25 protein-coding genes are annotated in these 26,497 nt (G+C 38.4%); 17 read left to right on the top strand and 8 right to left on the bottom strand.

Features of this window, described 5'->3' with window-relative positions:
- Positions 1–29 precede the first annotated feature (29 nt).
- The 4 genes from fldA to H4J57_RS15790 form a co-directional block, all read right to left on the bottom strand.
- Positions 30–557, bottom strand: a complete 528-nt coding sequence (gene fldA, locus H4J57_RS15805) for a flavodoxin FldA (protein WP_070376275.1) — start codon at positions 555–557, stop codon at positions 30–32.
- Positions 558–569: 12 nt separating this feature from the next.
- Positions 570–863 carry a LexA regulated protein gene (gene ybfE, locus H4J57_RS15800; RefSeq protein WP_182217720.1) on the bottom strand — a complete coding sequence of 98 codons (294 nt, stop codon included), beginning with the start codon at positions 861–863 and terminating at the stop codon, positions 570–572.
- Positions 864–872: 9 nt separating this feature from the next.
- Positions 873–1,094, bottom strand: coding sequence for a DUF2788 domain-containing protein (locus H4J57_RS15795; protein WP_070376277.1), 222 nt, complete (start codon positions 1,092–1,094; stop codon positions 873–875).
- Between the two features lie 168 nt (positions 1,095–1,262).
- Entirely contained in the window at positions 1,263–2,030 is a 768-nt protein-coding gene (locus tag H4J57_RS15790; RefSeq protein WP_182217718.1) for an alpha/beta fold hydrolase, read from the bottom strand.
- Between the two features lie 159 nt (positions 2,031–2,189).
- Between H4J57_RS15790 and seqA the strand changes: the two genes are divergently transcribed.
- The 6 genes from seqA (at position 2,190) to H4J57_RS15760 (ending at position 9,834) form a co-directional block, all read left to right on the top strand.
- Complete coding sequence (gene seqA / locus H4J57_RS15785) at positions 2,190–2,777, top strand: replication initiation negative regulator SeqA (RefSeq protein ID WP_182217716.1); 588 nt, start codon at positions 2,190–2,192, stop codon at positions 2,775–2,777.
- 52 nt (positions 2,778–2,829) lie between these two features.
- Positions 2,830–4,485 carry a phosphoglucomutase (alpha-D-glucose-1,6-bisphosphate-dependent) gene (gene pgm / locus H4J57_RS15780; RefSeq protein WP_182243560.1) on the top strand — a complete coding sequence of 552 codons (1,656 nt, stop codon included), beginning with the start codon at positions 2,830–2,832 and terminating at the stop codon, positions 4,483–4,485.
- A 237-nt stretch (positions 4,486–4,722) separates the two neighbouring features.
- Entirely contained in the window at positions 4,723–5,826 is a 1,104-nt protein-coding gene (gene astE / locus H4J57_RS15775; protein WP_182243559.1) for a succinylglutamate desuccinylase, read from the top strand.
- A 243-nt stretch (positions 5,827–6,069) separates the two neighbouring features.
- The gene (locus H4J57_RS15770) at positions 6,070–7,254 is read left to right on the top strand and encodes a thiamine pyrophosphate-dependent dehydrogenase E1 component subunit alpha (protein ID WP_182217711.1); all 1,185 of its coding nucleotides are present in this window, start codon (positions 6,070–6,072) and stop codon (positions 7,252–7,254) included.
- Positions 7,254–8,231, top strand: coding sequence for an alpha-ketoacid dehydrogenase subunit beta (locus H4J57_RS15765; protein ID WP_070376283.1), 978 nt, complete (start codon positions 7,254–7,256; stop codon positions 8,229–8,231). The genes H4J57_RS15770 and H4J57_RS15765 overlap by 1 nt, the downstream gene beginning before the upstream one ends.
- A 10-nt stretch (positions 8,232–8,241) precedes the next feature.
- Complete coding sequence (locus tag H4J57_RS15760; RefSeq protein ID WP_182243558.1) at positions 8,242–9,834, top strand: dihydrolipoyllysine-residue acetyltransferase; 1,593 nt, start codon at positions 8,242–8,244, stop codon at positions 9,832–9,834.
- 81 nt (positions 9,835–9,915) lie between these two features.
- On the opposite strand, the gene H4J57_RS15755 is transcribed toward H4J57_RS15760, so the two are convergent.
- Positions 9,916–10,653, bottom strand: a complete 738-nt coding sequence (locus H4J57_RS15755) for a hypothetical protein (protein WP_182243557.1) — start codon at positions 10,651–10,653, stop codon at positions 9,916–9,918.
- A gap of 154 nt (positions 10,654–10,807) precedes the next feature.
- On the opposite strand from H4J57_RS15755, the gene H4J57_RS15750 reads away from it, so the two are divergent.
- Positions 10,808–12,649, top strand: coding sequence for a protein kinase domain-containing protein (locus H4J57_RS15750; RefSeq protein WP_182243556.1), 1,842 nt, complete (start codon positions 10,808–10,810; stop codon positions 12,647–12,649).
- A gap of 1 nt (position 12,650) precedes the next feature.
- Positions 12,651–13,025 (top strand): VOC family protein, encoded by a 375-nt coding sequence (locus H4J57_RS15745; protein WP_182243555.1) that lies wholly within the window; start codon positions 12,651–12,653, stop codon positions 13,023–13,025.
- Positions 13,026–13,136: 111 nt separating this feature from the next.
- Here the strand turns inward: H4J57_RS15745 and H4J57_RS15740 are convergent, their stop codons facing one another.
- The 3 genes from H4J57_RS15740 to cmoA form a co-directional block, all read right to left on the bottom strand.
- Positions 13,137–14,477: an anti-phage deoxyguanosine triphosphatase gene (locus tag H4J57_RS15740; RefSeq protein WP_182243554.1), complete on the bottom strand. Its 1,341-nt coding sequence runs from the start codon at positions 14,475–14,477 to the stop codon at positions 13,137–13,139.
- A 121-nt stretch (positions 14,478–14,598) separates the two neighbouring features.
- A complete protein-coding gene (gene cmoB, locus H4J57_RS15735; RefSeq protein ID WP_070376289.1) occupies positions 14,599–15,561 on the bottom strand; it encodes a tRNA 5-methoxyuridine(34)/uridine 5-oxyacetic acid(34) synthase CmoB in 963 nt (320 codons plus the stop codon).
- An 8-nt stretch (positions 15,562–15,569) separates the two neighbouring features.
- Complete coding sequence (cmoA, locus tag H4J57_RS15730) at positions 15,570–16,304, bottom strand: carboxy-S-adenosyl-L-methionine synthase CmoA (protein WP_182171727.1); 735 nt, start codon at positions 16,302–16,304, stop codon at positions 15,570–15,572.
- A 181-nt stretch (positions 16,305–16,485) separates the two neighbouring features.
- On the opposite strand from cmoA, the gene H4J57_RS15725 reads away from it, so the two are divergent.
- The 9 genes from H4J57_RS15725 to tolA form a co-directional block, all read left to right on the top strand.
- Positions 16,486–19,332, top strand: a complete 2,847-nt coding sequence (locus H4J57_RS15725) for a transporter substrate-binding domain-containing protein (protein WP_182243553.1) — start codon at positions 16,486–16,488, stop codon at positions 19,330–19,332.
- Between the two features lie 175 nt (positions 19,333–19,507).
- A complete protein-coding gene (aspS, locus tag H4J57_RS15720) occupies positions 19,508–21,307 on the top strand; it encodes an aspartate--tRNA ligase (RefSeq protein WP_182243552.1) in 1,800 nt (599 codons plus the stop codon).
- Between the two features lie 437 nt (positions 21,308–21,744).
- Positions 21,745–22,281, top strand: coding sequence for a crossover junction endodeoxyribonuclease RuvC (gene ruvC / locus H4J57_RS15715; RefSeq protein WP_182243551.1), 537 nt, complete (start codon positions 21,745–21,747; stop codon positions 22,279–22,281).
- Between the two features lie 75 nt (positions 22,282–22,356).
- On the top strand, positions 22,357–22,980 hold the full coding sequence (gene ruvA / locus H4J57_RS15710) for a Holliday junction branch migration protein RuvA (RefSeq protein ID WP_070377216.1): 624 nt from the start codon (positions 22,357–22,359) through the stop codon (positions 22,978–22,980).
- Positions 22,981–23,103: 123 nt separating this feature from the next.
- On the top strand, positions 23,104–24,108 hold the full coding sequence (gene ruvB / locus H4J57_RS15705; RefSeq protein WP_146798954.1) for a Holliday junction branch migration DNA helicase RuvB: 1,005 nt from the start codon (positions 23,104–23,106) through the stop codon (positions 24,106–24,108).
- 505 nt (positions 24,109–24,613) lie between these two features.
- The gene (ybgC, locus tag H4J57_RS15700; protein WP_182243550.1) at positions 24,614–25,024 is read left to right on the top strand and encodes a tol-pal system-associated acyl-CoA thioesterase; all 411 of its coding nucleotides are present in this window, start codon (positions 24,614–24,616) and stop codon (positions 25,022–25,024) included.
- On the top strand, positions 25,014–25,697 hold the full coding sequence (gene tolQ / locus H4J57_RS15695) for a protein TolQ (RefSeq protein ID WP_182243549.1): 684 nt from the start codon (positions 25,014–25,016) through the stop codon (positions 25,695–25,697). The genes ybgC and tolQ overlap by 11 nt, the downstream gene beginning before the upstream one ends.
- A 15-nt stretch (positions 25,698–25,712) precedes the next feature.
- The gene (gene tolR, locus H4J57_RS15690; RefSeq protein WP_146798955.1) at positions 25,713–26,138 is read left to right on the top strand and encodes a protein TolR; all 426 of its coding nucleotides are present in this window, start codon (positions 25,713–25,715) and stop codon (positions 26,136–26,138) included.
- 3 nt (positions 26,139–26,141) lie between these two features.
- Positions 26,142–26,497: cell envelope integrity protein TolA (gene tolA, locus H4J57_RS15685; RefSeq protein WP_182243548.1), on the top strand; the 356-nt coding region annotated here is incomplete at its 3' end.

The raw sequence follows: 26,497 nt of genomic DNA, 5'->3' as shown, positions 1-26,497 counted from the left end.
CTTATTATTAGTGGCTTATAAGAAATAAATTAGTCTGCAAGTTCTGCTAAACACATTTCTTCAAATATTTGAGTAACCCACTTGTCAATTCTCGCTTCAGTTAATTCTGGCTGACGGTCTTCATCAATACATAAACCAATAAACGTTTTTTCATCAACTAAGGCTTTAGATGCTTCAAATTCATAACCTTCAGTTGACCAGTTACCAACAATAATTGCGCCTCTCGACTCGGCAATATCTTTTAAAGGTTCCATTGCGTCACAGAAGTATTCAGAATAATCCTCTTGATCACCTAAACCAAAAATAGCGACTAACTTATCGGTAAAGTCTACTTCTTCAAGCTCAGGTAAGAAGTCGTCCCAATCACATTGATTTTCGCCATAATACCAAGTTGGAATACCTAAAATGATTAAATCAAATTCAGCTATTTCTTCTTTTGTACTTTTTGCGATGTCTTTTACTTCAACTAATTTTTTGCCTAACTTTTTTTGAATAGTTTTGCTGACAGCTTCAGTATTGCCTGTATCACTACCGAAAAATAAACCTACAATTGCCATGGTATAAAACCCTTATTTACTAATATTTAATGCTGGTGTCGTCATTGAATTTTTCAATATCGACTCAATAAGTTCTCCGCGACTAACACCTTTAACTTTAGCTAAGTCGTCGAGTTGCTCAAACAAGTCTTGATGTATTTTAAACTCAACTCGTTTTAAGCCATTGTTTTTATCGCGTTTAACTTGATTGCGCTTGTTTATTTTTACTTGCACGCTACGCGAATGAGGATTTGTTTTTGGGCGCCCGGGACGCTTTTCATCACTAAACAAATCAATAGTGGTTAAATCACTTGCTTCTTTTGCCATTGTTAACTCTTACCCAACCCCTTGGCTTTCCCAAACCAGTTGAATAATGCCTTTGGCAATAAAGCCAGCACAACCTAAAAATAGAACCAAATAAACGACCATACGGCCCATTTTGGGAACATCATTTTTTGTCATTACATCATGGACTGATAAGCCAATGAAAATAAAGATAAAAGCAAAAAATAAATTCAAACCAATAGTTTCAATAAGTTCTAAGTTTTCAGCTAACATAATTCACCCTAAAAATTTCAGGCGCACTATAGCATAATCTAACGCTTAAACACATAATTTTTACCACAAATGACAAGGCAATTTGACGCTATTTTTTCAATCAATTAATTGTAGCAAACCTAAAAAGGTTATTTGATTCATTCGTTTTAAAGCGTTTATAAGTCGATATTAAAGGCTTAAATAGTCATTAACAATTTTGTTAAATACTGTCGTTTTCTCTGCATGTAACCAATGCCCTGTGCCTTGTATGATTTTGGCTCGACTATTTGGAAATAATGCTTGGATAATATCACGATGCGCTGCGGTTATATAATCAGAGTTACCACCTTTGATAAAAAGGGTTTCACCTTTAAAATCTTGTTTACCTTCATTTGCCGCCATTATTTGTCGATAACATTGCTGAATATTATCTAAATTGCATTTGAAATTGAATTTTCCATCTTTGGCCACTAAATTACGCAATAAAAACTGCCTAACGCCTATGTCATCAACGAATGCAGACAATTGCTTGTCTGCATCTTTTCTATTATTAATGTCTTCAAGCTTAATACTTTGTAAACCTTCAATAATTAGATTGTGGTGAGGTGGATAGGCAACAGGCGCGATATCAGCAACAATAAGCTTATCCACTTTTTCACTATGGTCTAGTGCAAGCTGCATGGCTATTTTACCGCCCATCGAATGTCCAAGGATATGGGCACGTTCAATATTAATTATTGCCATTAGATCGACAACGTCTTGGGCTAATTCTTGATAGCTCATTGAGTTTTTGTGAAAAGATAAACCGTGATTTCTCACATCGATATTAGTTACTCGGTAATTATCTTTTAAACCTTTTGCCACCATATTGAGATTTTCTAAACTACCGAATAAGCCATGTATTAAAATAATATCGGCGCCGGAGCCTTGTTGTTGGTAATGTAAATTCTTAGTCATTGATAGCTCATCGAATGTATATACTTGCTTTAACCTTTATTGTCTTAGCTTTTATTGCACCATGCAATTATTTTGAGGCTTTATCGAGATATTGGCGCTGGAAAGTTTTCCTTAAGCTAAGTATAATCCTGCGCGAATAATAAAATTCTAGGGTAATTAATGAAAAACATTGAAATAGATGAAGAACTTTATCAACACATAGTGTCGAATACCCAATTTATTGGCGAAAGTGCTTCGTCAATCTTGCGTCGCTTACTGAGTTTAACGTTAGCTGAAGATGCGCTTGATGATCTTGTCGAAAGTGTTCAAGATGTTGAAGTCACCACTGACAACTTAGTGCCTGGCGTTGAAGAAAATATCGAAATGGAAGCCGTGATAGTTGAAGAAGTAATGGCAGAACCACCTAGTATTGATAATGTACTCAATTATATCAATAAAGAAGAGTTAGCCATGCAACGTGGTGCAGTTGGTCGATTTTTACTTATTCTTGCCGCTTTATATCGCGTGCACAGTGAAAGTTTTGCTGTTGTCTCTGAGATCCGCGGGCGAGACCGTCTATATTTTGCCAAAAGCAAAGATGAGCTTTCCGCCAGTGGTAGCAGTACTAAACCATTACAAATACCTGATAGTCCATTTTGGGTAATGACAAACTCGAACACTACCCGTAAAAAAATGATGTTAACGAAAGCATCGCTAATGTTAGGTTACACTAACGAAGATGCCGAAAATATTAGAGATCTTTTATAAGCCGTATAAAGTTGTCGACGATAATATTTAAATAAAAAATAAAGGGAATATCATGACTATTCATGCACACGCAGGAAAACCAGTTAGACCACAAGACCGTATCAATATTGGTAAATTAGTCAGTGATTATTTTTTATTAAGGCCAGACGTTGCTATTACCGCGCAAAGGGTAACTTTTGGTACCTCAGGTCATCGCGGTAATGCCAGTAAAACCAGCTTTAATGAGCAACATATTCTGGCTATTTGCCAGGCAGTTGCCGAACATCGCATTGAACAAGGATTGAAAGGGCCATTGTTTTTAGGTAAAGATACCCATGCCCTTTCAGAGCCCGCTTTTGCTAATGCGCTGTCGGTGTTAATTGCTAATAACATCCCGGTCGTTATTCAAGACGATGATGGTTTTACACCAACCCCGGTTATTTCTAGGCTCATTATTGCTCACAATAAATTATCGATAAATAAAGATAAGCAAGCCGATGGTTTAATTATTACCCCTTCTCACAATCCACCAACAGATGGCGGCATTAAATATAATCCAGCTCATGGCGGGCCAGCTGAAGGTGGTGTGACTAAAAAAATTGAACAACGAGCCAATGACTTAATTGCCGAAAAGCTCATCAATGTCAAACAAGTTAGCTACCAGCAAGCTTGTTCGTCCGCTTTATTATCAAAACAAGACTTTATTACTTTTTATGTTAACGAACTTGAACAAGTGGTTGACATGAAAGCTATTGCGAAAGCCGGTGTTAAAATTGGTGTTGACCCACTTGGTGGTTCAGGGATTCATTACTGGCCCGTTATCGCAAAGAAATATCAGTTAAATCTTGAAGTTGTCAATCCTGTTGTTGATGCCAGTTTTGCTTTTATGCCACTTGATAAAGATGGCAAAATTCGCATGGATTGCTCATCTCCTTATGCCATGGCCGGACTCATTGCTTTAAAAGACAAGTTTGATATTGCTGTTGGCAATGATCCCGATTTTGATCGCCACGGTATCGTCACTCGCACGGGCGGGTTAATGAACCCTAATCATTACTTAGCCGTTGCTATATATTATTTGATGACTCATCGTGACTGGCCTAAAACCAGTAAAATTGGGAAAACGCTAGTGTCTAGTTCACTTATAGACCGTGTTGCTAACTATATTGACCGTCCTTTATCAGAAGTGCCGGTGGGCTTTAAATGGTTTGTCGATGGTCTCAGTGATGCTTCATATGCATTTGGTGGTGAAGAGAGTGCGGGTGCTGCTTTTTTATCTCGTGATGGTAGTTGCTGGACAACAGATAAAGACGGTTTTATTATGGCGTTATTGGCAGCAGAAATTCTTGCTGTTACCGGTAAAGACCCCTATCAACTATACCAAGAGCTTGCTGAAAAATTAGGTGAGCCTTGTTATGGACGTGTTGAAGCCGTTGCAAGTTTTGAACAAAAACAAGTGCTAACTTCATTAAGCGCTAACGACATTACGACTACGATGCTCGCTGGTGAAAAAATTAACCAAGTTTTATCACACGCACCTGGCAACAATGCCGCTATTGGTGGTGTGAAAGTTACAACTGACAATGGTTGGTTTGCTGCTCGTCCTTCAGGGACCGAAGATATTTATAAAATTTATGCCGAGAGTTTTATCGATCAAAAACACTTAGCCCTTATTATTACCGAAGCCCAAGTACTGGTAAGTGCTGCTTTTACTAAAGCCGGTTTATAGGTCGATAGTTAAGATAAAGGTATCAGAATTTTTACCCTGCTATAAATTGAAATAACATAATAATATGGGTTAGTGACCTAAATCATTAACCCATATTATATGCTAGCACTGCCAAACGTCGCTACTTCTCATCACTTTTCTTTATCGTCGCTTTAACTTTTATTGTGATCAAACCAAGCAATAATCTCTATTTTTTTGTACAATATAAGTAATTTTTATTGCCTTAGTGAATGTGGTTTGAATAAATTACAAGTAGTCTTACAAGAACAACAGCAAGCGTTACAATCTACGGGTGACTTTCTCGCCTTAACTCGTGCAAATGAGTGGTCAATAGCAGGACGTTTTTCCTTTCAAATTAAACATCAAGAAAGTAATAGCGAAACAAACGTTACCGTACTTGATACCGGTCTTATTACTTTTGAACCCGTTGAACTGCAAACATCTAGTAAAGACATTGTGCTCTCTAGTGCCGTGCACGGTAATGAAACCGCTCCAATTGAAATTTGTGCTGAGCTCATTAAAAAGCTTATTTTAGGAGAGCTTGCTTGTACCGAGCGTGTACTGTTTATTTTTGGCAACCCAGCTTCTATTAACATTTCTGAACGTTTTATTGAAGAAAATATGAATCGTTTATTCTCTGGTGGCCATTCTGCTGATCAGGGACAGGGGGCGGGTTTAATTAATAAAGAACGCCACCGTGCTTTATTACTTGAAAATACCGTGCGAGATTTTTTCCAGCAAGGTCAAAGCTTATCCAGTAATAAAGAGAGAGAGCGTTGTCATTACGATTTACATACCGCCATTAGAGGCTCAAAAAACGATAAATTTGCGGTTTATCCTTTTCGACATGGTAAAGCTTGGAAAAAATCTCAACTTCAATTTATGCATGCGTGTGGGGTAAGTACTATTTTACTTTCGCATTCACCAACCACGACCTTTAGTTACTTTTCATCAAATGAATTTAATGCTGACGCTTTTACTGTGGAATTAGGCAAAGTGATGCCCTTTGGTGAAAATGACATGGCTAAATTCGTTCAAGTTAAAGAAACACTAACGCGTTTGATTTCAGGACAAGACTTGTTGCTAAAAGACTATGATGAAAATGACTTTAGTATTTATGAGATCTACCAAACCATTAATCGTCAGGGTGAAAACTTTGCTTTAAATTTTTCTGATAACGTTGAAAACTTTACTGACTTTCCAAAAGGTACCGTACTCGCAATAGATGATGGTAACGAGATCAAAACAGATAAAGTCGGGGAAGCAATTATCTTCCCTAATGCTAATGTTGCTATTGGGCAGCGAGCATTATTAACCGTTATTCCCACATCTATCGAATAATGGTCATGCTTATGTAAACTTTTATGGGCATATTGATGATATTGCCGTATGCCCAAAATTTTACTTAGCTCACACAACTTGTGTTTCAGTTTACGTAAAGGTAAAGTACGTTCGATTATTTACAGCAGCTCATTGCGCAAAACCCAAAAAGTACTAAAACTAAGTACACTTACATTAAGAATAATGGGTATAGCAAATCCTGCAATGAACATATTCCATAAGACAAGAAGAGAAGAGAAGGCTATGAACACTGACGTATATAAAGAAAGTCCGGTGGTACATCAACCCGCTTTTATTGATGGTCATTCAGTTGAAATTCCCATCCTCAAAGTATTACAACAAGACGGCACCGTATATGAAGGTGCTGAGCTTCCTGAAATTGATCAAGAATCAGCAACAAAAATTTATAAAACGTTAGCGTTTCACCGTGTACTCGATGAGAGAATGGTCGCATCGCAACGTCAAGGTCGTTTAAGCTTTTACATGACAGCACTGGGTGAAGAAGCCGCAAGTGTCGGTGGTGCTGCCGGTTTAAAACCTCAAGATATGATCATGGCGCAATACCGAGAGCAAGGTGCATTAATGTATCGTGGTTTCTCACTCGAAAACTTCATGAATCAAATGTTCAGTAATGAAAAGGATTTAGGCAAAGGTCGTCAAATGCCCATTCATTACGGCAGCCGTGAATTAAACTACATGACGATTTCATCGCCATTAGCTACTCAAATACCACAAGCGACCGGTTATGCATATGGCCAGAAGATACAAGGGCTTGACGCGGTAACAATTTGTTATTTCGGTGAAGGCGCTGCGTCAGAAGGTGACTTCCATGCGGGATTAAATATGGCAGCAGTACATCGTGCTCCTGTTATCTTTTTCTGTCGTAATAACGGCTACGCAATTTCAACACCTGCAGATGAGCAATACGCAGGTAATGGTATTGCTTCTCGTGGTGTGGGTTACGGAATTAAAACGATTCGAATCGACGGCAACGATATACTTGCGGTTTTAAAAGCGACACAAGATGCTCGTACTTATGCTTTAGCAGAAAACAAGCCAGTACTTATTGAAGCCATGTCTTATCGTTTAGGTGCACATTCTACCTCAGATGATCCTTCTGGATATCGTACGCGTGAAGAAGAGGCTAAATGGCAAGCACATGATCCTATTCTTCGTATGAAAAATTGGATGTTAGCGAATAAGTGGTGGGATGAAGCACAAGAAACAACCTTGTTTGATAAATTACGTGAAGAAGTCTTAGCGGCAGTAAAAGTTGCTGAAAAAATTGATAAGCCACCCGTTGAAGATTTAATCACTGATGTTTATGATGAACCACCAACGTTATTAAAAGCACAACTTGCCGAGCTGAAAGTACATATTAAAAAGTATCCAGAAGCCTACCCATTCACCGCGGGGAGAATTAAATAATGGCACAAATGAATTTATTACATGCAATTAATAACGCACTTGAAATTGCAATGACAGAAAATGAACGCGCCGTGTGTTTTGGTGAAGATGTTGGCCATTTTGGTGGTGTTTTTCGCGCAACCAGTGGCTTACAAGAAAAATTTGGTAAATTACGTTGTTTTAACACACCTCTAGTTGAACAAGGTGTTATTGGTTTTGCTAATGGTTTAGCAGCTCAAGGCAGTGTGCCTATCGCTGAAATTCAATTTGCTGATTATATTTTCCCTGCTTTCGATCAAATTGTTAATGAATCCGCAAAGTTTCGCTACCGCAGTGGTAATGAATTTGATGTGGGTAATTTAACGATACGTACACCATACGGTGGCGGTATCGCGGGAGGCTTATATCATAGCCAATCACCAGAAGCTTATTTTGCTCATACACCGGGCTTAAAAGTTGTTGTACCTCGTAACCCTTACCAAGCAAAAGGTTTATTGTTAGCGTCTATTCGCGATAAAAACCCGGTTATCTTTTTTGAACCTAAGCGTTTGTATCGTGCCTCTGTGGGCGAAGTGCCTTTAGAAGACTATCAATTACCCCTTGGCAAAGCTGAAATTGTTACGCCAGGTAGTGATATCACGTTATTAGCGTGGGGCGCACAAATGGAAATAATAGAGAAAGCAGCTGAAATGGCTGCAGCTGATGGTATTTCATGTGAAATCATAGATTTACGTACTATTTTACCATGGGATATTGAAACGGTTGTTAATTCTGTTACCAAAACAGGACGCTTAGTTGTTAGCCAAGAAGCGCCATTAACGGCGGGTTTTGCTAGTGAAATTGCTGCAACGATTCAAAAAGAGTGTTTCTTACACCTTGAGTCACCGATTGCACGCATCTGTGGTATGGATACACCTTACCCATTATCACTAGAAAAAGAATATGTTGCCGACCACTTAAAAGTGTACGAAGCCATTAAACACAGCATAAATTACTAAGGTTTTTGTCATGAGTATTGATTTTATTCTACCCGATATTGGTGAAGGTATCGTTGAATGTGAGCTAGTTGAATGGCTAGTTAAAGAAGGCGACGTTATTGTTGAAGATCAGCCCATTGCTGATGTGATGACAGATAAAGCGCTGGTACAAATTCCGGCGATGCATAATGGTACGGTTACTAAGCTTTATTACGCTCAGGGCGATATTGCCAAAGTACATCAGCCACTTTTTTCAATGACAACTGATCAAGAGCAGGCACCTTCGCCTGTGCAAGCAAGCCCCGTGGTTGCTGCGCAAAGTTCGCCAGTTGCTGAGCATTCAGTTGCGGCTTCGACTCATGGTGAGCCAACACTTGAACGTGAAGACTTTATCTTACCTGATATTGGTGAAGGTATTGTTGAGTGTGAACTCGTTGAATGGTTAGTTAAAGAAGGTGATGTGATTGTTGAAGATCAACCCATTGCTGATGTAATGACAGACAAAGCGCTAGTACAAATTCCAGCGATGCATAACGGTACTGTGACTAAGCTTTACTATGCTAAAGGTGAAATTGCGAAAGTACATGCGCCTTTATTTGAAATAGAAAAACTGGTGGCTAATGGGCATCAGACTGCAGTTGTCGCTGCAGAAACTCTTGAAACGCCAACGGTTTCTGCCGTTGAAAAAGTGGCTTTAACAACTACTGCAGCAGCTGTTGAGAAAAAGATTATTAACAGTAAAGCTGTTGCTAGCCCTGCGGTACGCCGTGTAGCTCGCGAATTAAATGTTAATATTCATGAAATACCAGGCAGTGGCAAGAAAGGTCGTGTTTATAAAGAAGACGTCGTTTCTTTCACTAAAGCGCCAGTTATAAGCACTGAAAATGTAGCGCCAGTTGTTGCTGTTGCACAAAGTGGCGGTAAACGTGTTGAGCCTATTCGCGGTATTAAAGCGGCGATGGCAAAGGCTATGGTACGTTCAGTGTCAACGATTCCTCACTTTACTTATTGTGAAGAAATTGACATGACGAATCTAATGGCGTTACGCAGCGGTATGAAAGACGCTTATGCGAAACAAGATATCAAATTAACTATGATGCCGTTTTTCATGAAATCGATTTCTTTAGCATTAAAAGAATTCCCGATTGTAAATACGCAAGTTAATGATGATTGTACTGAAATTACTTATTTTGACGATCATAATATTGGTATGGCAGTTGACTCTAAAGTCGGCTTACTCGTCCCTAATGTTAAGCAAGTACAGAACAAATCTATTGTTGACGTTGCTAAAGATATCATGCGTTTAACTGACTCTGCCCGTGCAGGTCGTGTTGGTGCAGAAGATTTGAAGGGTGGAACTATTACCATTTCAAACATTGGAGCGATTGGGGGCACTGTTGCTACACCGATAATCAATAAACCTGAATCAGCGATTGTTGCATTAGGTAAATTACAAAAATTACCACGCTTTAATGATAAAGGTGAAGTTGAAGCACGTTACATTATGCAAGTAAGTTGGTCTGGTGATCATCGTGTTATCGATGGCGGTTCAATTGCCCGTTTTTGTAACTTGTGGAAATCATTCTTAGAAGAGCCAAGCAATATGTTGATGCATATGTCTTAGTTTGACGCTTTTTGATATTAAAAAAAACCTGCTCATGCAGGTTTTTTTGTTTATGGTGGTATCGGTTCTCAAGGAGACGTTTTATTGAGTGAAGAAAGCATAGATAGAGAGTTCATTATCTTCATTAGACTTTGTTGACGTTGAAAATGATGAGAATTTCCACCATGTTTGTACCGATAAGCCTTTGAGAATATTGTCCCAAGCATCTTCTTGTTTTTCAGTCACTAGAATTTCGCAATAGGGCTGTTTACAAATAACTGATATTAAATCAACGTTCATGCCATCATAATGGGTTTGTACAAAATCTGAAATATTGTTTTGCATGTTATAACCCCAATCTAAATCGTCTTCTTTTTGATGAAAATCATAGATGTCATTTCTCGTTTTACCTCTAAAGGCACTCAGGAATAAATTGAACGGTTCAGGAGCGAGTTTTTCCATTTCTTCGTCGGTTGCTACACTGCCATCAAATTCACTTAATTGATATTTTAACGATGATACTTTACGTTTAGATTTTTGATACTTGTCTTTTAATTGTTGATGCTCAACTCTTAAGTCAAGGTATTGCTGAGTCAACACTTCATCATTGTCAGCAATAGCAAGGGGTGCTGGTTTGTGATTGATGACTTGTGGTTGAGTTTGTACAAGGGGTGTCGCTTGCTCTTGTAGGTCTACTGTCTTTTTTAAGGTTGATGGTGTTTCAACAGATATTACCGCAGGCAAAGTCGAATTATTTTGATGACTTTTTGTGGTCGACGAAATGCCATAACCGAGTACTGCACCGATGACCAAAAGTATCAGTGCTTTTAGTAAATTCATATAAATCCTTTTATCTATGTTTTATTATTTTTTAAAGATATTACCTCAATAGAATTATCTTTCAAGCGCTTAAATTTAAGCGGGAGCTTTGAGTTAACATCAAGTCAGTTTAAAGATATACTTTTTAGCAGAGCAAGCATTGTTAGGAAATTACGTGCACGAAAATAAACTGCAACATTTTTATATTGCCGAAGAGCAATCGGTTTACTTATTAAACACTAAAGACGCTACTAAATTAAAAGTTTGGGTTGAATTATGTCAGCAACAATTAAGTTTACTAGGCTATAAAAATATCGCCTTATTGGGAAAGGGCGCCTATGGGTTTGTGTTTAATGGTGATGATGACTTAGGGAATGCCTTCGTTTTCAAATTTTCACGGATGAACTTACCGCAACACGTACAAGACAGACTAGCAGAAGAAGCTGAAATTCAAGGAGAGTTATCGCATCGACGCATCCCTAAAGTTGTTAAATATTACAAAATTAAGCGCCAATCTATCGTGCATATGGAACGAGCGCCGGGCATCGATTTAGAGAAATATTCTCAACAGCTTGGGCCGTTAGCGCCTGAACTTGTCGTTAATATCGCGATTCAACTCGCTGAAATTTTGCTTTATTTACGCAATCCTAAAAAACACAGCAAAGGGAAACCCTATGTTCATGGGGATATTAAACCCTCGAATGTTGTTTTTAATGAAAAAACAGGCAAGGTTTACTTAGTCGACTGGGGCTCTGCTGTCGTTGCGCAGCTAGATGCCGCTGGGCAAAATACCGCGAATAGTGTCATGGATTTAATGAGTAGTGATTTGCAAAATACTAATGCGCGTTTAGGTGATGTTTACTTTATTGGTCAAGACCAAATAAGTGGCGCAATGTCTTCGCCTCGCTTCGATGAGCAAGGGTTAGCGGCAACTATTTATGCGATTGCGTCAGGTCAATCGTGTCGATATGGCCATCAGGTTATTTCTCCGCTTTCATTGGGTTTACCAAAGTTACTGGCGAAAATTATTGATGCTATGCTCAGCGACGATCTAAAAACACGTAATAGCGCCGGTGATTACTTTTTTAAACAGTTACCTTATTTAAAACGCATGGTCATGGCCAAAAAGCATACGGCTTTCGATGCTAAATTACTTATTCCTGTTTGGTTAAAATCTAAAACAGACAAAATTTTTGATACTGTGGTTTACGGTTCGAGAAAATCTTTTTTAAGAGAGTCTACCGAGAGTGATGAGTTAAACGAGATTGATGATGCGCAACTAGAAAAATATTACAAAAACTTTTTGATGGGCATGGGCGATACCGAAAAAGCATTTATTGCCGCAGTTGGCCGGCTAGGTAATTTTCCTGTGGTTGGTGGTTTAGCGATACGTTGGCAGGCCGATGGTGTTTATATTGATTCTAATTTAACCTTGTTTGACCCTAATCTTAATGCTTCTTTTCAAAGTGCTGTCAATAATATGGTGCATCTCGCTCAAGGTATTCACCGCGTTGGTATGTTTAAGAGTTGTTTATTTAATGCCAGAAATACTTTGCATGTCGAACGACAAAGTAGTGAGCACGACTTTATTGCTGAGTTGGGACAGGAGTTTTCATTTGAGATCAGTGATGTTGCTGAGGTAGATGATATTACACGTTTGCATTCATACTTTGAAGACGGTAAAGACCCCGATGAATACCTCTATCTACCCGATGAAATAATGGCTGTATTAGGACGTTTAAATCTAATTCATCATACTGGCTGCATTATTTTTGAAGTCTTGCCCACTCACTTAAAAATTCATAGTTATTTAATGTTACTTAACCATGAAAAAAAGCAAGAATTTGCCGAGTGTTTAGCTGAAATTATTACGCTATTACCAACAATTCAAGGTCAGGGAATATCAGGCTTTATGAAGTTACCCTATAAAGATACCCGATATTTTGAACATATCAGCACCTTGCCTGAAAAGTATTATCCAAGAAACCCAAAAATAATTGAATCAGTGGAGAAATAAAATGAGTGACAAAATAGGTGAAATGGCTTGGTTAGATTTAACGGTAGACAATGCCACTGAGGTGAAAGATTTTTACCAGCGCGTTATTGGTTGGCAAGTTGAAAACGTGGCGATGGGGGATCATAACGATTATGTCATGAAGAGTCCTGATAGCGGTGAAGCGATCAATGGTATTTGTCATGCTAAAGGAGTGAATGCTAGTATACCTGCGACATGGTTACCTTATTTTTTAGTTAAAGATATTCACGCTGCCGTTGCAAATGTTATCAAGCTTGGCGGCGAATTACTCACTGAAATAAAGCAGGTAGGTAAAGATAAGCATGTGGTGATTAAAGATCCCGCAGGTGCTGTTTGTTCACTCTATCAGCAAGGTTGAATTAAGCTTTATCTATTACGCTAATTTTTATCAGTATCGACCGTTTTATTTTTAGCGCGCACAGTAAACAATAAAGCCGAGTCAATATCTAGCTTCATTTTTTGCTTAGAGTTAGCGCTCACTTAGTGGGAATGAACCACTGGGCAGGAACAGTCGCTGATAAAGATGAGTAGCATAGTCATCCGTCATCCCTGAGACATAATCAGCAATTACTCGATGTTCGTTCAAGTTATGCGTTTTTGCATAAAGCCAACGCTGCTTGGTATGTTTAGGCAATAATCGAGCGGGATCACTGGCCAGTGCTTCAAATAACTCCATCACTATTTGTTGCCCACGATATTCGAGTTGTTGAATACTGGTTTGTTTAATAACAAATGAGAAGACAAAGTCTTTGAATATCTGTAGTGCCTTCGCGGCATTAACTGGTAGCTTAGCGTTGTAACGTAATAAGGGTTCAGTAAAGCTTATTGTCGAGTTTTCATTTAAATCAGCTAAATATATTTCGGTAATTAAATAATTGACTAAGCCGCCAATCGCTTCTTTTTGAATGTAGTGTTGTTCATTAAAAAGCTTTGTTGTTAAACGTTGACAATAATCTTGCAACCAAGGTTCATCGATTGCTTTAAGTTTAGTGATAACTTCTTGTTCAAAATCTTGCTGGCTGACTACACCTGTAACTATTGCGTCTTCTAGGTCATGAATACCGTAAGCTATATCGTCAGCGAGCTCCATAATTGAACAATCGAGTGATTTAAATATTGTTTTGTTATGTTTGTTTTTGGTTTTTTTTATTGATTGAAAAAGAGCGCGATCATCAGCAGATAATGGCGATAAAACCCAATCAAACATTTCAGTGTCATCACTATATAAGCCTTTGGCAGGATGCCAGTCAGCCGCTTTTAATTGTCTAAAACTGTGCGGAGCAACAGGTAAAGGTAATTGTGTTAACTCGGTTAATAGTTGTGGGTATTTTATTAAGCCTAATAATGTTCGGCGAGATAAATTCATCCCATAAAACTCACTAAAGGGCTCTAAGTGTGAAACAATGCGAAAAGTTTGCCCATTGCCTTCAAAGCCGCCATGGTTACGCATCATATAATTAAGAGCAACCTCACCACCGTGCCCAAATGGAGGGTGACCAATGTCGTGGGCTAAACAAATAGATTCAATTAAGTTCTCATCATCAGGAAAAAGCTCAGCAGATAATTGTGCATGCTTGTTTCTTAATTGGGCACTAATTCCTGAGCCAATTTGCGCTGCCTCTAATGAATGGGTAAGACGTGTTCGATAGAAATCACTTTGTCCACTGCCCATCACTTGGGTTTTAGACTGTAAGCGACGAAAAGCAGCAGAATGGAGTATACGCGCACGATCACGCTGAAAAGGGCTACGGTGATCATTTAGACGTTTTGCAACACTAGCTAGTTTTCGCTGCGACCAAAGTTCGTTCATAGACACCCTTTTATCTTAATTGTGTTAAATTTTTTACCTATTATAATCACATACTTAAATAATAAAAGTCACTACCTAAATATACTCTGCAGATAATTAACAGACTACTTATGTCGACAACTTAAGTATTAGCAATAAAAATAGCGCGTTTGGGCGCGGGGTAACCTTCTATTGTTTTACTGTTATCGTCAGGGTCAAGGAAATCAGCCAGTGACTCAGTATCTATCCAGTCAGTTTTTCGTTGTTCATCAAGTGCGGTGATATCGGTATTGACCACCCGTATATTTTTAAATCCACATCGCGAAAGCCATGCACACATCGCATCACAACTAGGTAAAAACCAGACATTACGCATTTTAGCATAACGTTCGCCAGGCACTAAAACAGTATGTTCATCACCATCAACCACTAAAGTTTCTAGCACTAACTCGCCACCCTTTACTAACTGTGCTTTTAATTGGTAAAGAAAATCAATAGGAGAACGGCGATGGTATAAAACACCCATGGCAAATACGGTATCAAAGGCATTAAGCTCAGGTAATTGTTCTACACCTAACGGCAATAAGTTGACTTTAGGGTCATTAACAAAGTGCTGAATAGCATTAAATTGTGTAAAAAATAACTGTGTTGGGTCTATGCCAACAACAAATTTAGCTCCATCACCGCGCATACGCCATAAGTGATAGCCACTGCCACAACCAATATCTAAAACGTATTTATTGTTGAGTGGGCTAATATGCTCTTTTAAACGATCCCATTTAAAATCGGAGCGCCATTCAGTGTCTATATGCAAACCATGGATATGGTAAGGGCCTTTACGCCAGGGTTTAAATTTTTTCAGTAAATTTTCTAAACGCTTATATTCACCTTCAGTAATATCTTCTTTTTTACCGACAGTTACTCCGTCACTGATATTAACGACTGATGGTGTCGTCTTTGGTAAAGCGGTTAAGGTTTTTTGCCATTGGGCAAACTCGCCATGCAATTGTTCTTTTTTCCATTGGCTAAGTTGCGCAGGAAGAGTGTTTAACCAATGGCTTAGGCGGTTTTGAGCTATTTCTTGATAAAATTTATTGAATGACATGAATAAAGTTACTTAATGGCGATGAGTGAAAAAAAGTTAAAACATTGGAACCAAGGCGTTTGATGGTTGAAACCAGCATTTTCTAAGCGTGCAATATGTTCGGGTAAGCTATCAATGCGCATAACTTTTTCAATAGCGGTACGTTTTTGGGCTATTTCTAGTTCGCTATAACCGTTGGCGCGTTTAAAGTCGAGATGCAAATCGACAAGTAGTTCATTACATATCTTATCATCAGCTGATATTTTTTCTGATAATAATAATAAACCACCAGGCTTTAAGCCCTTGGCTATTTTATCTATTAATGTCGAGCGTATTTCTGGCTCAATAAACTGTAAGGTGAAATTAAGTACTACCATTGAAGCGTTTTCAATCTCAATATCTAAAATATTCCCTTCAATAATTTCTACCGGTGTAGCACCTTTGAATGCACTAACATGCATTTTACAGCGCTCAACCATGGCAGAAGAATTATCAACACCTATAATTTTACAGTTTTTCGCGGTGATCGCTTTACGCATGGCTATCGTTGCGGCGCCGAGTGAGCATCCTAGGTCATACACATGACTATTGTCAGTGACAAAACGCTGACTTAAGCGGCCAATGGTATCAATAATGGTATTATAACCAGGTACAGAGCGGGAAATCATATCAGGAAAAACTTCGACAACATGTGCGTCAAAAGTAAAATCTTTAATTTGGCTTTGTTTTTTTGAAAAAATTAAATCGGGTTCTGATGGTTTCATTAGGCTGAACTTGTCTTGGTATTTAAATATCAATTTTGCGTTATTTTAACCCAAATTTATTGTCATAGGGTAGTATTGCGTACTTTTTAGTAGTTAAAGCTAAAATTTACCCTGCAACTTATGACGAATAAGGTCTATAATCGTTGTTATTTCATCCACTTTAACCATTAAGGAATTGCTGTTGCAACTCAATTATTTTGTTCGTTGTCTAATCTTACTGGTGATGTGTTTTGCTATAACAGTGCAAGCAAACAATGAACGTTTTGAAATCTCAGCAAAGCCACTCACAATAGCGATAAACAAAACCAGCTATCCTTATATGTTCCTCAATGACAAAGGACAGGCGGATGGATTAATGCCCGATCTTTGGAAGCTATGGGCAGAGCGACAAGGTGTTGAAATTGAATTTATTACCACGGACTGGTTATCAACATTATCACAGGTTCAATCAGGAGAAGTTGACATTCATGGCGGAATGACTAAAACAGTAAAGCGCAGTAAGGAATTCTCGCTTACACCGTCATTTTTCTATCACGATTTCTATTTTTATACCCATAGAGACTTCACCAATTTAACTGAAATTAGCCAATTGTCACCTTACATTATTGGTTTGGTTCGCGGGTCAAGTCATGCCGCAATCATTTTAGAAAAATATCCACACCTTAAATTACGTTTATACGAAAATCGGCATGTCTTATATCAAGCGGCATTAGCTAACGAAATAATGGTTTATACGGACGTTGAAAAACCTTCTAAACTTTTTAGTGAGTATTTTGAATTAAATAAACAATACCCACCTTACAAAAGAATTAGTTTTTATCAAGGTGAATATGTAGCCGCCACATCAATAGAAAATACGTTGTTAAAAGACTTTATCGTTGAAGGTTTTGATAAAATTACGCTTGCCGAAAAATCGCTAATAGAAAAAAAATGGTTAGGACGAGAGAAAAGTAGCAAAACATTGTTATTAAGCTTCCTAACACAAGCACCGCCTTATATGGGGGTATCTCCTACGGGGCAACCGCAAGGTTTATTTATTGATTTATGGCGTTTATGGGCGAAAGAAAGTGGCATTGAAATTGAATTTATTGCTCAATCTCCATCACAAGAATTAGCGATGTTACAAGGCGGTGATGTCGATATACATATTGGTTATTCAGCCGAAAATTTTAATAATAAATTACAGATCGCTTCGCAAATTTATGGTGTTGATGCTGGCGTGTTTGTTTCTACCCGAATTGATAATGTTTATTCATTGAAAGACTTACAAGGTAAAAGAATAGGTATTTTAGCGGGGACTACTTATGAAAATACCTTAACTAAGAGGTACCCTAATCTAAAAATTCAGGTTTACCAGACAGCTAATGAACTACTTCATCAGGCTGAATTAGGCAATGTTGATGCTATGGTCAGTGCTCAAGAATACCTAAATGCCCGTTTAATAGAAAGCAATTTACAATCTTCATTTTATCAATTAAAAAATGTTACTTTCCCAACACCGGTTTATTCCTTAGTAAAAAAGGGTAATGATAAATTGGTTGAATTGATTAACGAAGGCTTTAACAATATCCCTATTGAGCAACTTATTAGACTTGAGAGAAATTGGCTTATCGACAAAAATAACGGTTATTTTGTTCGCTCTGCTGAAAAAGTAAGTTTGTCTCAATCTGAACAATTATGGCTAGAAAAAAATCAAAAAGTAAATGTTGGACTGGTTAATAACTTGATGCCAATGGAATTTGTTAATGCAAAAGGCCAAGTAACAGGTATCAACCCCGATGTACTTAAGTTGATATCTGATCGCTCTGGTTTAGCGTTTGAATTTACATTTTTTGATAGCTGGAGTGACTTATATCAAGGATTAGTCGAGGAAAAAATTGATATGCTTGCCAGTGTTTCTGTGACACAAGAGCGTAAGAAGCAGGTGCTATTTACTCAACCTTATTGGAGTATGCCTTGGGTGATTTTACACCAACGTCAATTGGGCTCTAAACTGACACTTAACAGTTTTCATGGTAAAAGATTAGCCATCATTAAAGGCTACTATCTATCGTCTGCTATTAGAAAAGAACACCCATTAATATCGTTAAAACTCGTTGATACTCACAATGCTGGCCTACTTGCCGTTCAGCAAGGCAAAGTTGACGGTTTTATTTCTAATATCGCGTCTGCTTCTGAATTAATGAAACGAGAAAGTCTCAGTGTTTTAGATATGTCAGTGTTGGAAGAATTACAAAGGGACAGCAGTCACTTTGCTATTAGACCCGATTGGCTTGAATTACAACAAATCATAAACAAAACCTTATTGACTATTTCTGAGAATGAAAAACAGAAAATTTATGACCACTGGTTTGGGGTGAATATAGAAACAGGATTTAACAAAGACGTTGTCATGCGAGTTTCTGCACAAATTGGCGTATTTATCCTCATTATTATTATTGCGATAATAATGTGGAATAGGCGCTTATATGGTGAAATAAAAACGCGTAAATTGCTTGAAAAAAAAATGAAACATATGGCGACCCATGATGAATTAACCGGATTAGCCAACCGAGTATTGCTAAAAGACCGGATCAATACTGCCATTAGCTTTCATCAGCGCCAACAATTGCAAATGGCCGTTTTATTTCTCGATCTTGATGGTTTCAAAACTATAAATGACACCCATGGCCATGATGTTGGCGATGAACTGTTAGTCAAAGTGGCTAATAAACTAAAAAGTTGTGTTCGACAGTCAGATACGGTTGTTCGTTTTGGTGGTGATGAATTTGTTCTACTGCTAACAGGCTTGCATCAAAAAAGTGAAGCGGCTTATATTGCCGATAAAGTATTAAAGCTGATGCAACAGCCTTTTGAATTGTCGGTGGAACGGGTTAATATTGGTTGTAGTATTGGTATTGCTATGTATCCCGATGATGGCGTGACAGATAATGACCTGCTAAAAATTGCTGATACGTTAATGTATAGGGTTAAGGCAAATGGAAAAAATCATTATGTCTTCAACTCAGATACATACGTAGCTAAATAAATAAAACCAAACTATTTTATCATCCGTAAAATGTTTTTTAATCATTTTACGGTCACTATTCCCCTTAATGCTTTTTTTGTCGTCATATTCCTTTATAATGTTGGCAATTTTCCATCCTAACGATTGCCATGCTAATACTTTGCATGAGCTAGTTAGTATTATCAGGACAACAGACATGCGCGATCTTTATTGTGGTGATGTGAACGAATCTCACATTGGCAAAGAAATTACTTTATGCGGCTGGGTTAACCGTCGTCGAGACTTAGGTGCGGTGATCTTTTTAGATCTACGTGATCGTGAAGGTATGGTACAAGTCGTTTATGATCCAGATCTACCTGAAGTTATTGCTAAAGCGAATACTTTACGTAATGAATTTTGTGTTCAAATTAAAGGCAAGGTGCGTGCCCGACCTGAAGGTCAAATTAATAAAGACATGAAAACCGGTGCTATTGAAATTTTAGGATTAGAGCTGACTATTTTAAATAAGTCTGCACCATTACCACTTGATTCCAACCAAAATAATTCAGAAGAACAACGTTTAAAATATCGCTATTTAGATTTACGTCGTAGCGAGATGACAGAACGTATGCGCTTTCGTGCAAAAGTAACATCGGCAGTGCGAACTTCCTTAGAAGGGCAGGGCTTTTTAGATATTGAAACACCTATTTTAACTGCGGCAACACCTGAAGGTGCACGTGACTATTTAGTACCAAGTCGCACACATAAAGGTCAGTTCTTTGCTTTACCGCAGTCACCTCAGTTGTTTAAACAATTGTTAATGATGTCGGGTATGGAACGTTACTATCAAATTGTTAAATGTTTTCGTGACGAAGATTTACGCGCTGACCGTCAGCCTGAATTTACTCAAATAGATATTGAAACGTCATTCATGAGCAGCGAGCAAGTTATGAATGTTGCTGAAACGATGATCGTTAAATTATTTAAAGATTTGATGAATGTTGATTTAGGCACATTCCCTCGTATGACTTATTTAGAGGCAATGACACGTTTTGGTTCAGATAAACCTGATTTACGTAATCCACTAGAATTAGTGGATGTTGCTGATATTGTTAAAGATGTAGAGTTTAAAGTTTTCTCTGGACCTGCAAACGACGAAAAAGGCCGTGTATCGGTAATTTGTGTTCCGGGTGGTGCTGCAAAATTTTCACGCAAAGGTCTTGACGAACTGACTAAGTATGTTGGCATTTATGGTGCTAAAGGTATGCCTTGGTTAAAAGTTAATGATGTTGATGCAGCCTTAAGTACTGGTATTGATGGCATACAATCGCCGGTCTTGAAGTTCTTAAATGAAGAAGCGGTAAAAGCGTTATTAACACGTACTAACGCTAAAACAGGCGATATTATTTTCTTTGGCGCTGACAAGTACAATGTTGTTACTGAATCACTTGGTGCATTGCGTCTTAAACTAGGCGAAGATTTAGAATTATTACAAGGTGATTGGAAACCATTGTGGGTTGTTGACTTCCCAATGTTTGAAGAAGCTGATGGCGGCATGCATGCAATTCATCACCCGTTTACCGCACCTATTAATTTAACGGCTGAAGCATTAGAAGCTAACCCTGTTGGCGCGCTTTCTGATGCTTACGATATGGTGTTAAATGGCTGTGAATTAGGCGGCGGTTCGGTACGTATTCATAACCAAGATATGCAAGCTGCAGTTTTTAGAATTTTGGGTATTAGTGACGAAGAAGCGCAAGAAAAATTTGGCTTTTTACTTGAAGCACTTCAGTATGGTGCTCCACCACACGCTGGCTTAGCGTTTGGTTTAGACCGCCTAGTAATGTTAATGACTGGCGCATCATCAATTCGTGATGTTATGGCTTTTCCAAAAACAACCACAGCGGCTTGTCCATTAACCAATGCACCGGGTAAAGCAAATCCATCACAGCTTGTTGAACTGGGCATCGCTTGTTTACCTAAAGCTGAAAAGAAAGAAGAACCTTTAGCTGAATAGTTTATAAATAATCAGCGTTTGATAAAAAGCAGCTAATTAGCTGCTTTTTTTATGTACAGAATGTACAGTCATGACAGCTGTCAGACAGCCATGCATTGACTGCATTAGTGCTTTCTACACGTCATTTTTGTTCTAGGTAAATCATAGGCCCTGATCCCTCTAGGCAATGTTGTGGCGCCATGGATTGCAAGGAACGACGAATGGTCACGACCGTATGTATGCAGAAGGTAGAGCGAAGCACGGATGCACGAGCAGAGGGTTTACTAGGGCTCCTGTCGTCATGCTGAATTCATTTGAGTATCTAGCTTATCTGCATAACGTTCATTGTCAAAAGGAACGACGACATTGCCATTTAACTGACTTCAACGCATAATCTCGATACTCTTTTAAGCCATTCCTGCTTTCGTTAAAAATATTATTAAATAAGAGAACTCAATTTGACCATAATCCTAGGTATCGATCCTGGCTCACGTATTACCGGTTACGGTGTTATAAAAAAAGAAGGTCGCAAAATCTCATATTTGGGCAGTGGCTGTATAAAAGCATATGCGGGCAATAAAGAGGAAGATGACTTTAGCCTGCGTCTACAAACTATTTTTGCTGGTGTTTCTGAGTTGATCCTGCAATTTTCTCCCGAACTTTTTGCTATAGAACAAGTTTTCATGGGCGTTAATCCTGGTGGCGCGTTGAAGTTGGGGCAAGCGCGAGGAGCCGCTATTGTTGCGGCAACCAATAAAGGCTTACCGGTTGCAGAATACTCAGCCAGACAGATAAAACAATCGGTTGTTGGAACGGGCGCCGCCGATAAAAGCCAAGTACAACACATGGTAAAATCTATTTTAAAACTACCTGCTATGCCGCAAGCGGATGCTGCCGATGCACTCGCAATTGCGCTTTGTCATGCTCATAGCCATGATACTCTTGCAAAAATGTCTGGGCAGGTTAGTAAAATCGTCCGCGGACGATTACGATAAACCACGCAAGCGACTTTACTGTATAAATATATAGTGGTATGGTTGCCAAAAGTTAATGTAGAGAAGGTTTTAGCTGTGATTGGTCGTTTACGTGGAACATTATTAGAAAAATTAGCACCAGAAGTCTTAATTGAGTGTGGGGGGATTGGCTACGAAGTTACTATGCCAATGACCAGTATTTATGCCTTACCTGAATTAAACGAACAAGCGATTATTTATACGCACTTTGTGGTTCGTGAAGATGCGCAATTATTATATGGCTTTGCTAATAAAATCGAACGTAGATTATTTAGACTGGTTATTAAAGTTAATGGTGTTGGCCCTAAATTAGGCCTTGCCATACTTTCAAGCATGTCTGCAGACCAATTTGTTAGCTGTGTGGCTCATGACGACTTGACCAGCATTGTAAAAATACCAGGCGTTGGGAAAAAAACAGCTGAACGTTTACTCATTGAAATGCGCGACCGTTTAAAAGATTGGCAAGTCACTCATACGGCATCACCATTAGCATCGGGAACACTTCCGATTGAGCTTCATCATGAAAATACTTTTGTGACTAATGCAAAAGGTGATGCGATTAACGCATTAGTTTCTTTAGGCTACAGTCAGCAACAAGCTGAAAAGTCGATACGAAACGTATTTAAAGCAGAATCAACGAGTGAAGATCTTATTCGTGACGCATTAAAGTCAATGCTTTAATATCTACTGCATTGATAAAATGTAGATATAGCTAACACGTAAATAACAGGCTGCTAATAGTAACATCGGCCTGACAATACTCACTTAGCCGTATTTAAATAAGCAAAGACACAAGAGAAAATAATGATAGAAGCTGATCGTCTTATTGAACCTACTGCCCAGCCAGAAGAAGAAACCATTGATCGTGCTATTCGTCCTAAACTACTAGCCGATTATACTGGACAAGATCATGTCAAAATTCAAATGGAAATTTTTATCGCGGCGGCAAAGAAGCGCGATGAACCACTCGATCATTTATTGATATTTGGTCCTCCTGGTTTAGGTAAAACCACACTTGCCAATATTGTTGCTAATGAGATGGGCGTGAATATCCGCACAACTTCTGGTCCTGTCTTAGAAAAAGCCGGAGATTTAGCGGCTTTACTGACTAACCTCGAAGAAAATGATGTGCTCTTTATTGACGAAATTCATCGTCTAAGTCCTGTGGTTGAAGAAATCCTTTATCCCGCAATGGAAGATTATCAGCTAGATATCATGATTGGAGAAGGGCCCGCTGCTCGTTCAATAAAATTAGACTTACCGGCATTTACCTTGATTGGTGCAACAACCCGTGCCGGCGCGTTAACCTCGCCACTGAGAGACCGTTTTGGCATTGTGCAACGACTTGAGTTCTATAACACTAAAGATTTAACTGAAATAGTTAAACGTTCAGCCTACTTTCTCAAGCTACCTATTGATGAAGAAGGCGCATTTGAAGTGGCCAAGCGCTCTCGTGGCACACCAAGAATAGCTAATCGGTTATTACGTCGAGTCCGTGACTATGCCGATGTGAAAACGCAAGGCATTGTTAGCCAAGCAACGGCCGCTAAAGCACTAAATATGTTAGAGGTTGATGATCAAGGTTTTGATTTAATGGACCGGAAATTATTGCAAGCGATTATTGATAAATTTATGGGCGGTCCTGTTGGCCTTGATAATGTCGCAGCAGCCATTGGCGAAGAGCGCGAAACAATTGAAGATGTTATTGAACCTTATCTTATTCAGCAAGGTTTCCTGCAAAGAACACCGCGTGGGCGTATAGCAACTGAACGCGCTTACCAGCATTTTGGTTTAGATAAGCCGGTTTAATAACCAATCCAGATCGTTATATCAAATTTTAGGTAAAAAAAAGCCCACATAAATTATGTGGGCCAACTTATAAATTAAGTTGATAAGAGGAAATAGGGTTCCAATAAACATGTCAGAGAGAAGAGATAAAATCTATTCAAATTGTCTGGCTATCAACTACCCCGTTATATCAGTGAAGATAAACTTGAATAATTATTACGCTAGCTCGAACAACAAGCGGATTTTAGAGTAAGTGTTCTATTTATACAAGATAAAAAAATTAGATATTTCGCATTAGAAAAACTAATGCTACTTTTTTGGTATGTCTTTAATCAGCGTGGTACAAACCGGTAATTCTCCGCTAGAAACTATTTTTCAAAATGTTACATTCGATTACCACTAAACGCTTGTCGTCAGAAGTTATTATCATTAATATAGAAGAAATTATAATTGAGTGTCTCGAATTTTATTTTTAACAATAAAAATACAAATAACGATGCACTGAGCGTTTTACATCATACAACTCATGCCAGATATTAAACACGTTTATCCAGTTAGGATATATTATGAAGATACGGATGCCGGCGGTATTGTTTATCATGCAAACTATTTAAAGTTTTGTGAACGTGCACGTACTGAGTGGTTGAGAGAATTAAACGCTAATCAATCATCTTTTTTACAACAAAACATTGGTTTAGTGGTCAGAAGAGTGGAAATGGATAATGTAGCTTCAGCCAGCTTAGATGATTTACTTATTGTTACCTCATGGATTAGCGAATTGAAACGCGCCAGTCTAGTTTTTACTCAAAAAATTAGTGATCAGCAAAATAAGCTTATTTGTGCTGTTGTTGTCCAAATTGCTTGTGTTAACTTAGCACTTGCCAAACCCTGTGCTATTCCCGAAAAAATATTAGGAGCGTTAAAACGTGTCAGCTGAAATTTCTATATTTGATTTATTCCTTCAAGCCAGTTTGTTAGTTAAAAGTGTAATGTTAATTCTACTAGGTTTTTCTATTGCATGTTGGGCGATGATATTTCAACGTCGAAAAGCACTTAACGACGCACAGGCACAAATGAAAATTTTTGAAGATAAGTTTTGGAGCGGAGCAGACCTAAGCAAACTCTATAATGACGTTTCGTCTAAAGGTCCTGCCACCGGTATTGAAAGTTTATTTGTATCAGGCTTTAAAGAATTTGCCCGTTTACGAAAAAGCAATATGGATTCACCACAAGCGATTGTTGACGGAACTCATCGAGCAATGCGCGTTGCACTTTCACGTGAAGTTGACCATCTTGAAACACACTTGCCATTTATGGCGACCGTGGGCTCTATTAGTCCGTACATAGGTTTGTTTGGTACTGTTTGGGGGATTATGAATTCGTTTATTGCACTTGGCGCTGTTGAGCAAGCAACACTTGCTATGGTTGCTCCGGGTATTGCTGAAGCATTAATTGCCACGGCTATGGGCTTATTTGCTGCAATTCCAGCAGTGATCGCTTTTAATCGTTTTAGCCACCATGTTGAAAAATTAGAAAATGGCTACGGTAATTTTATGGAAGAATTTTCCAGTATTTTACAACGTCAAAGTACCAGTGAACCATCAGCATAAACGGAGTAATATCTTATGTATAAAAGAGTAAGACGCCGTAAAGTTGCTGAAATCAATGTTGTTCCTTACATTGATGTTATGTTGGTGTTATTGATTATTTTTATGGTTACCGCACCATTGATCACTCAAGGAGTGAAAGTTAACCTTCCTAAGGCCGATGCTGAAGCGCTTGATAAAGAGTCAAAACCCCCTTTAGTCGCTTCCGTTGATGCCGACGGTAATTATTATTTAGCGGTTGGTACCAGTAAGAATGAACCCATGTCAGCTGAACAAGTTGCAACACTGGTTGCTGCCCATTTAAAAGTTGAACCTGACACGCCAGTCGTTGTTAACGGTGATGGTGCTGTTTCTTATGATGCTGTGATACAACTAATGGTGTTATTACAACAAAAAGCAGGTGTGCCATCGGTTGGTTTAATGACAGACCCTGGAGCTAAATAATTAATGAGCCGAAAATTTGCTATCGCATTAACGTTGAGTTTCTTATTACATATCGTATTAGCTGCGGTATTATTGATGGGCGATTTTGACAGCGAATCCAAAGTGGCGCCCAAAGTTTTGCAAGTACAGACTATTCAGGCAACTATTGTTGATAAAAGTAAAATTGAAGCACAAGTTAATAAAATTAAGCAAAAAAAACTTGATGATGCCCAGCAGTTAAAAGACTTGGAACAACAAGTGGCTTCCGCTAGGGTAAAACGTGCTAAAGAAGAAAAACGTATTAAAGAACTTGAGCGACAAAGAAAGAAAAAATTACTAGAGAAAAAGGCAGCTGACTCAGCAGCAAAAAAAACGCAAAG

The sequence above is a fragment of the Colwellia sp. BRX8-7 genome (genome assembly GCF_014077275.1).
Taxonomy (GTDB): domain Bacteria; phylum Pseudomonadota; class Gammaproteobacteria; order Enterobacterales; family Alteromonadaceae; genus Colwellia_A.
Note: the sequence above shows the minus strand (reverse complement) of the source record. Positions and strands in the feature narration are given on the sequence as shown.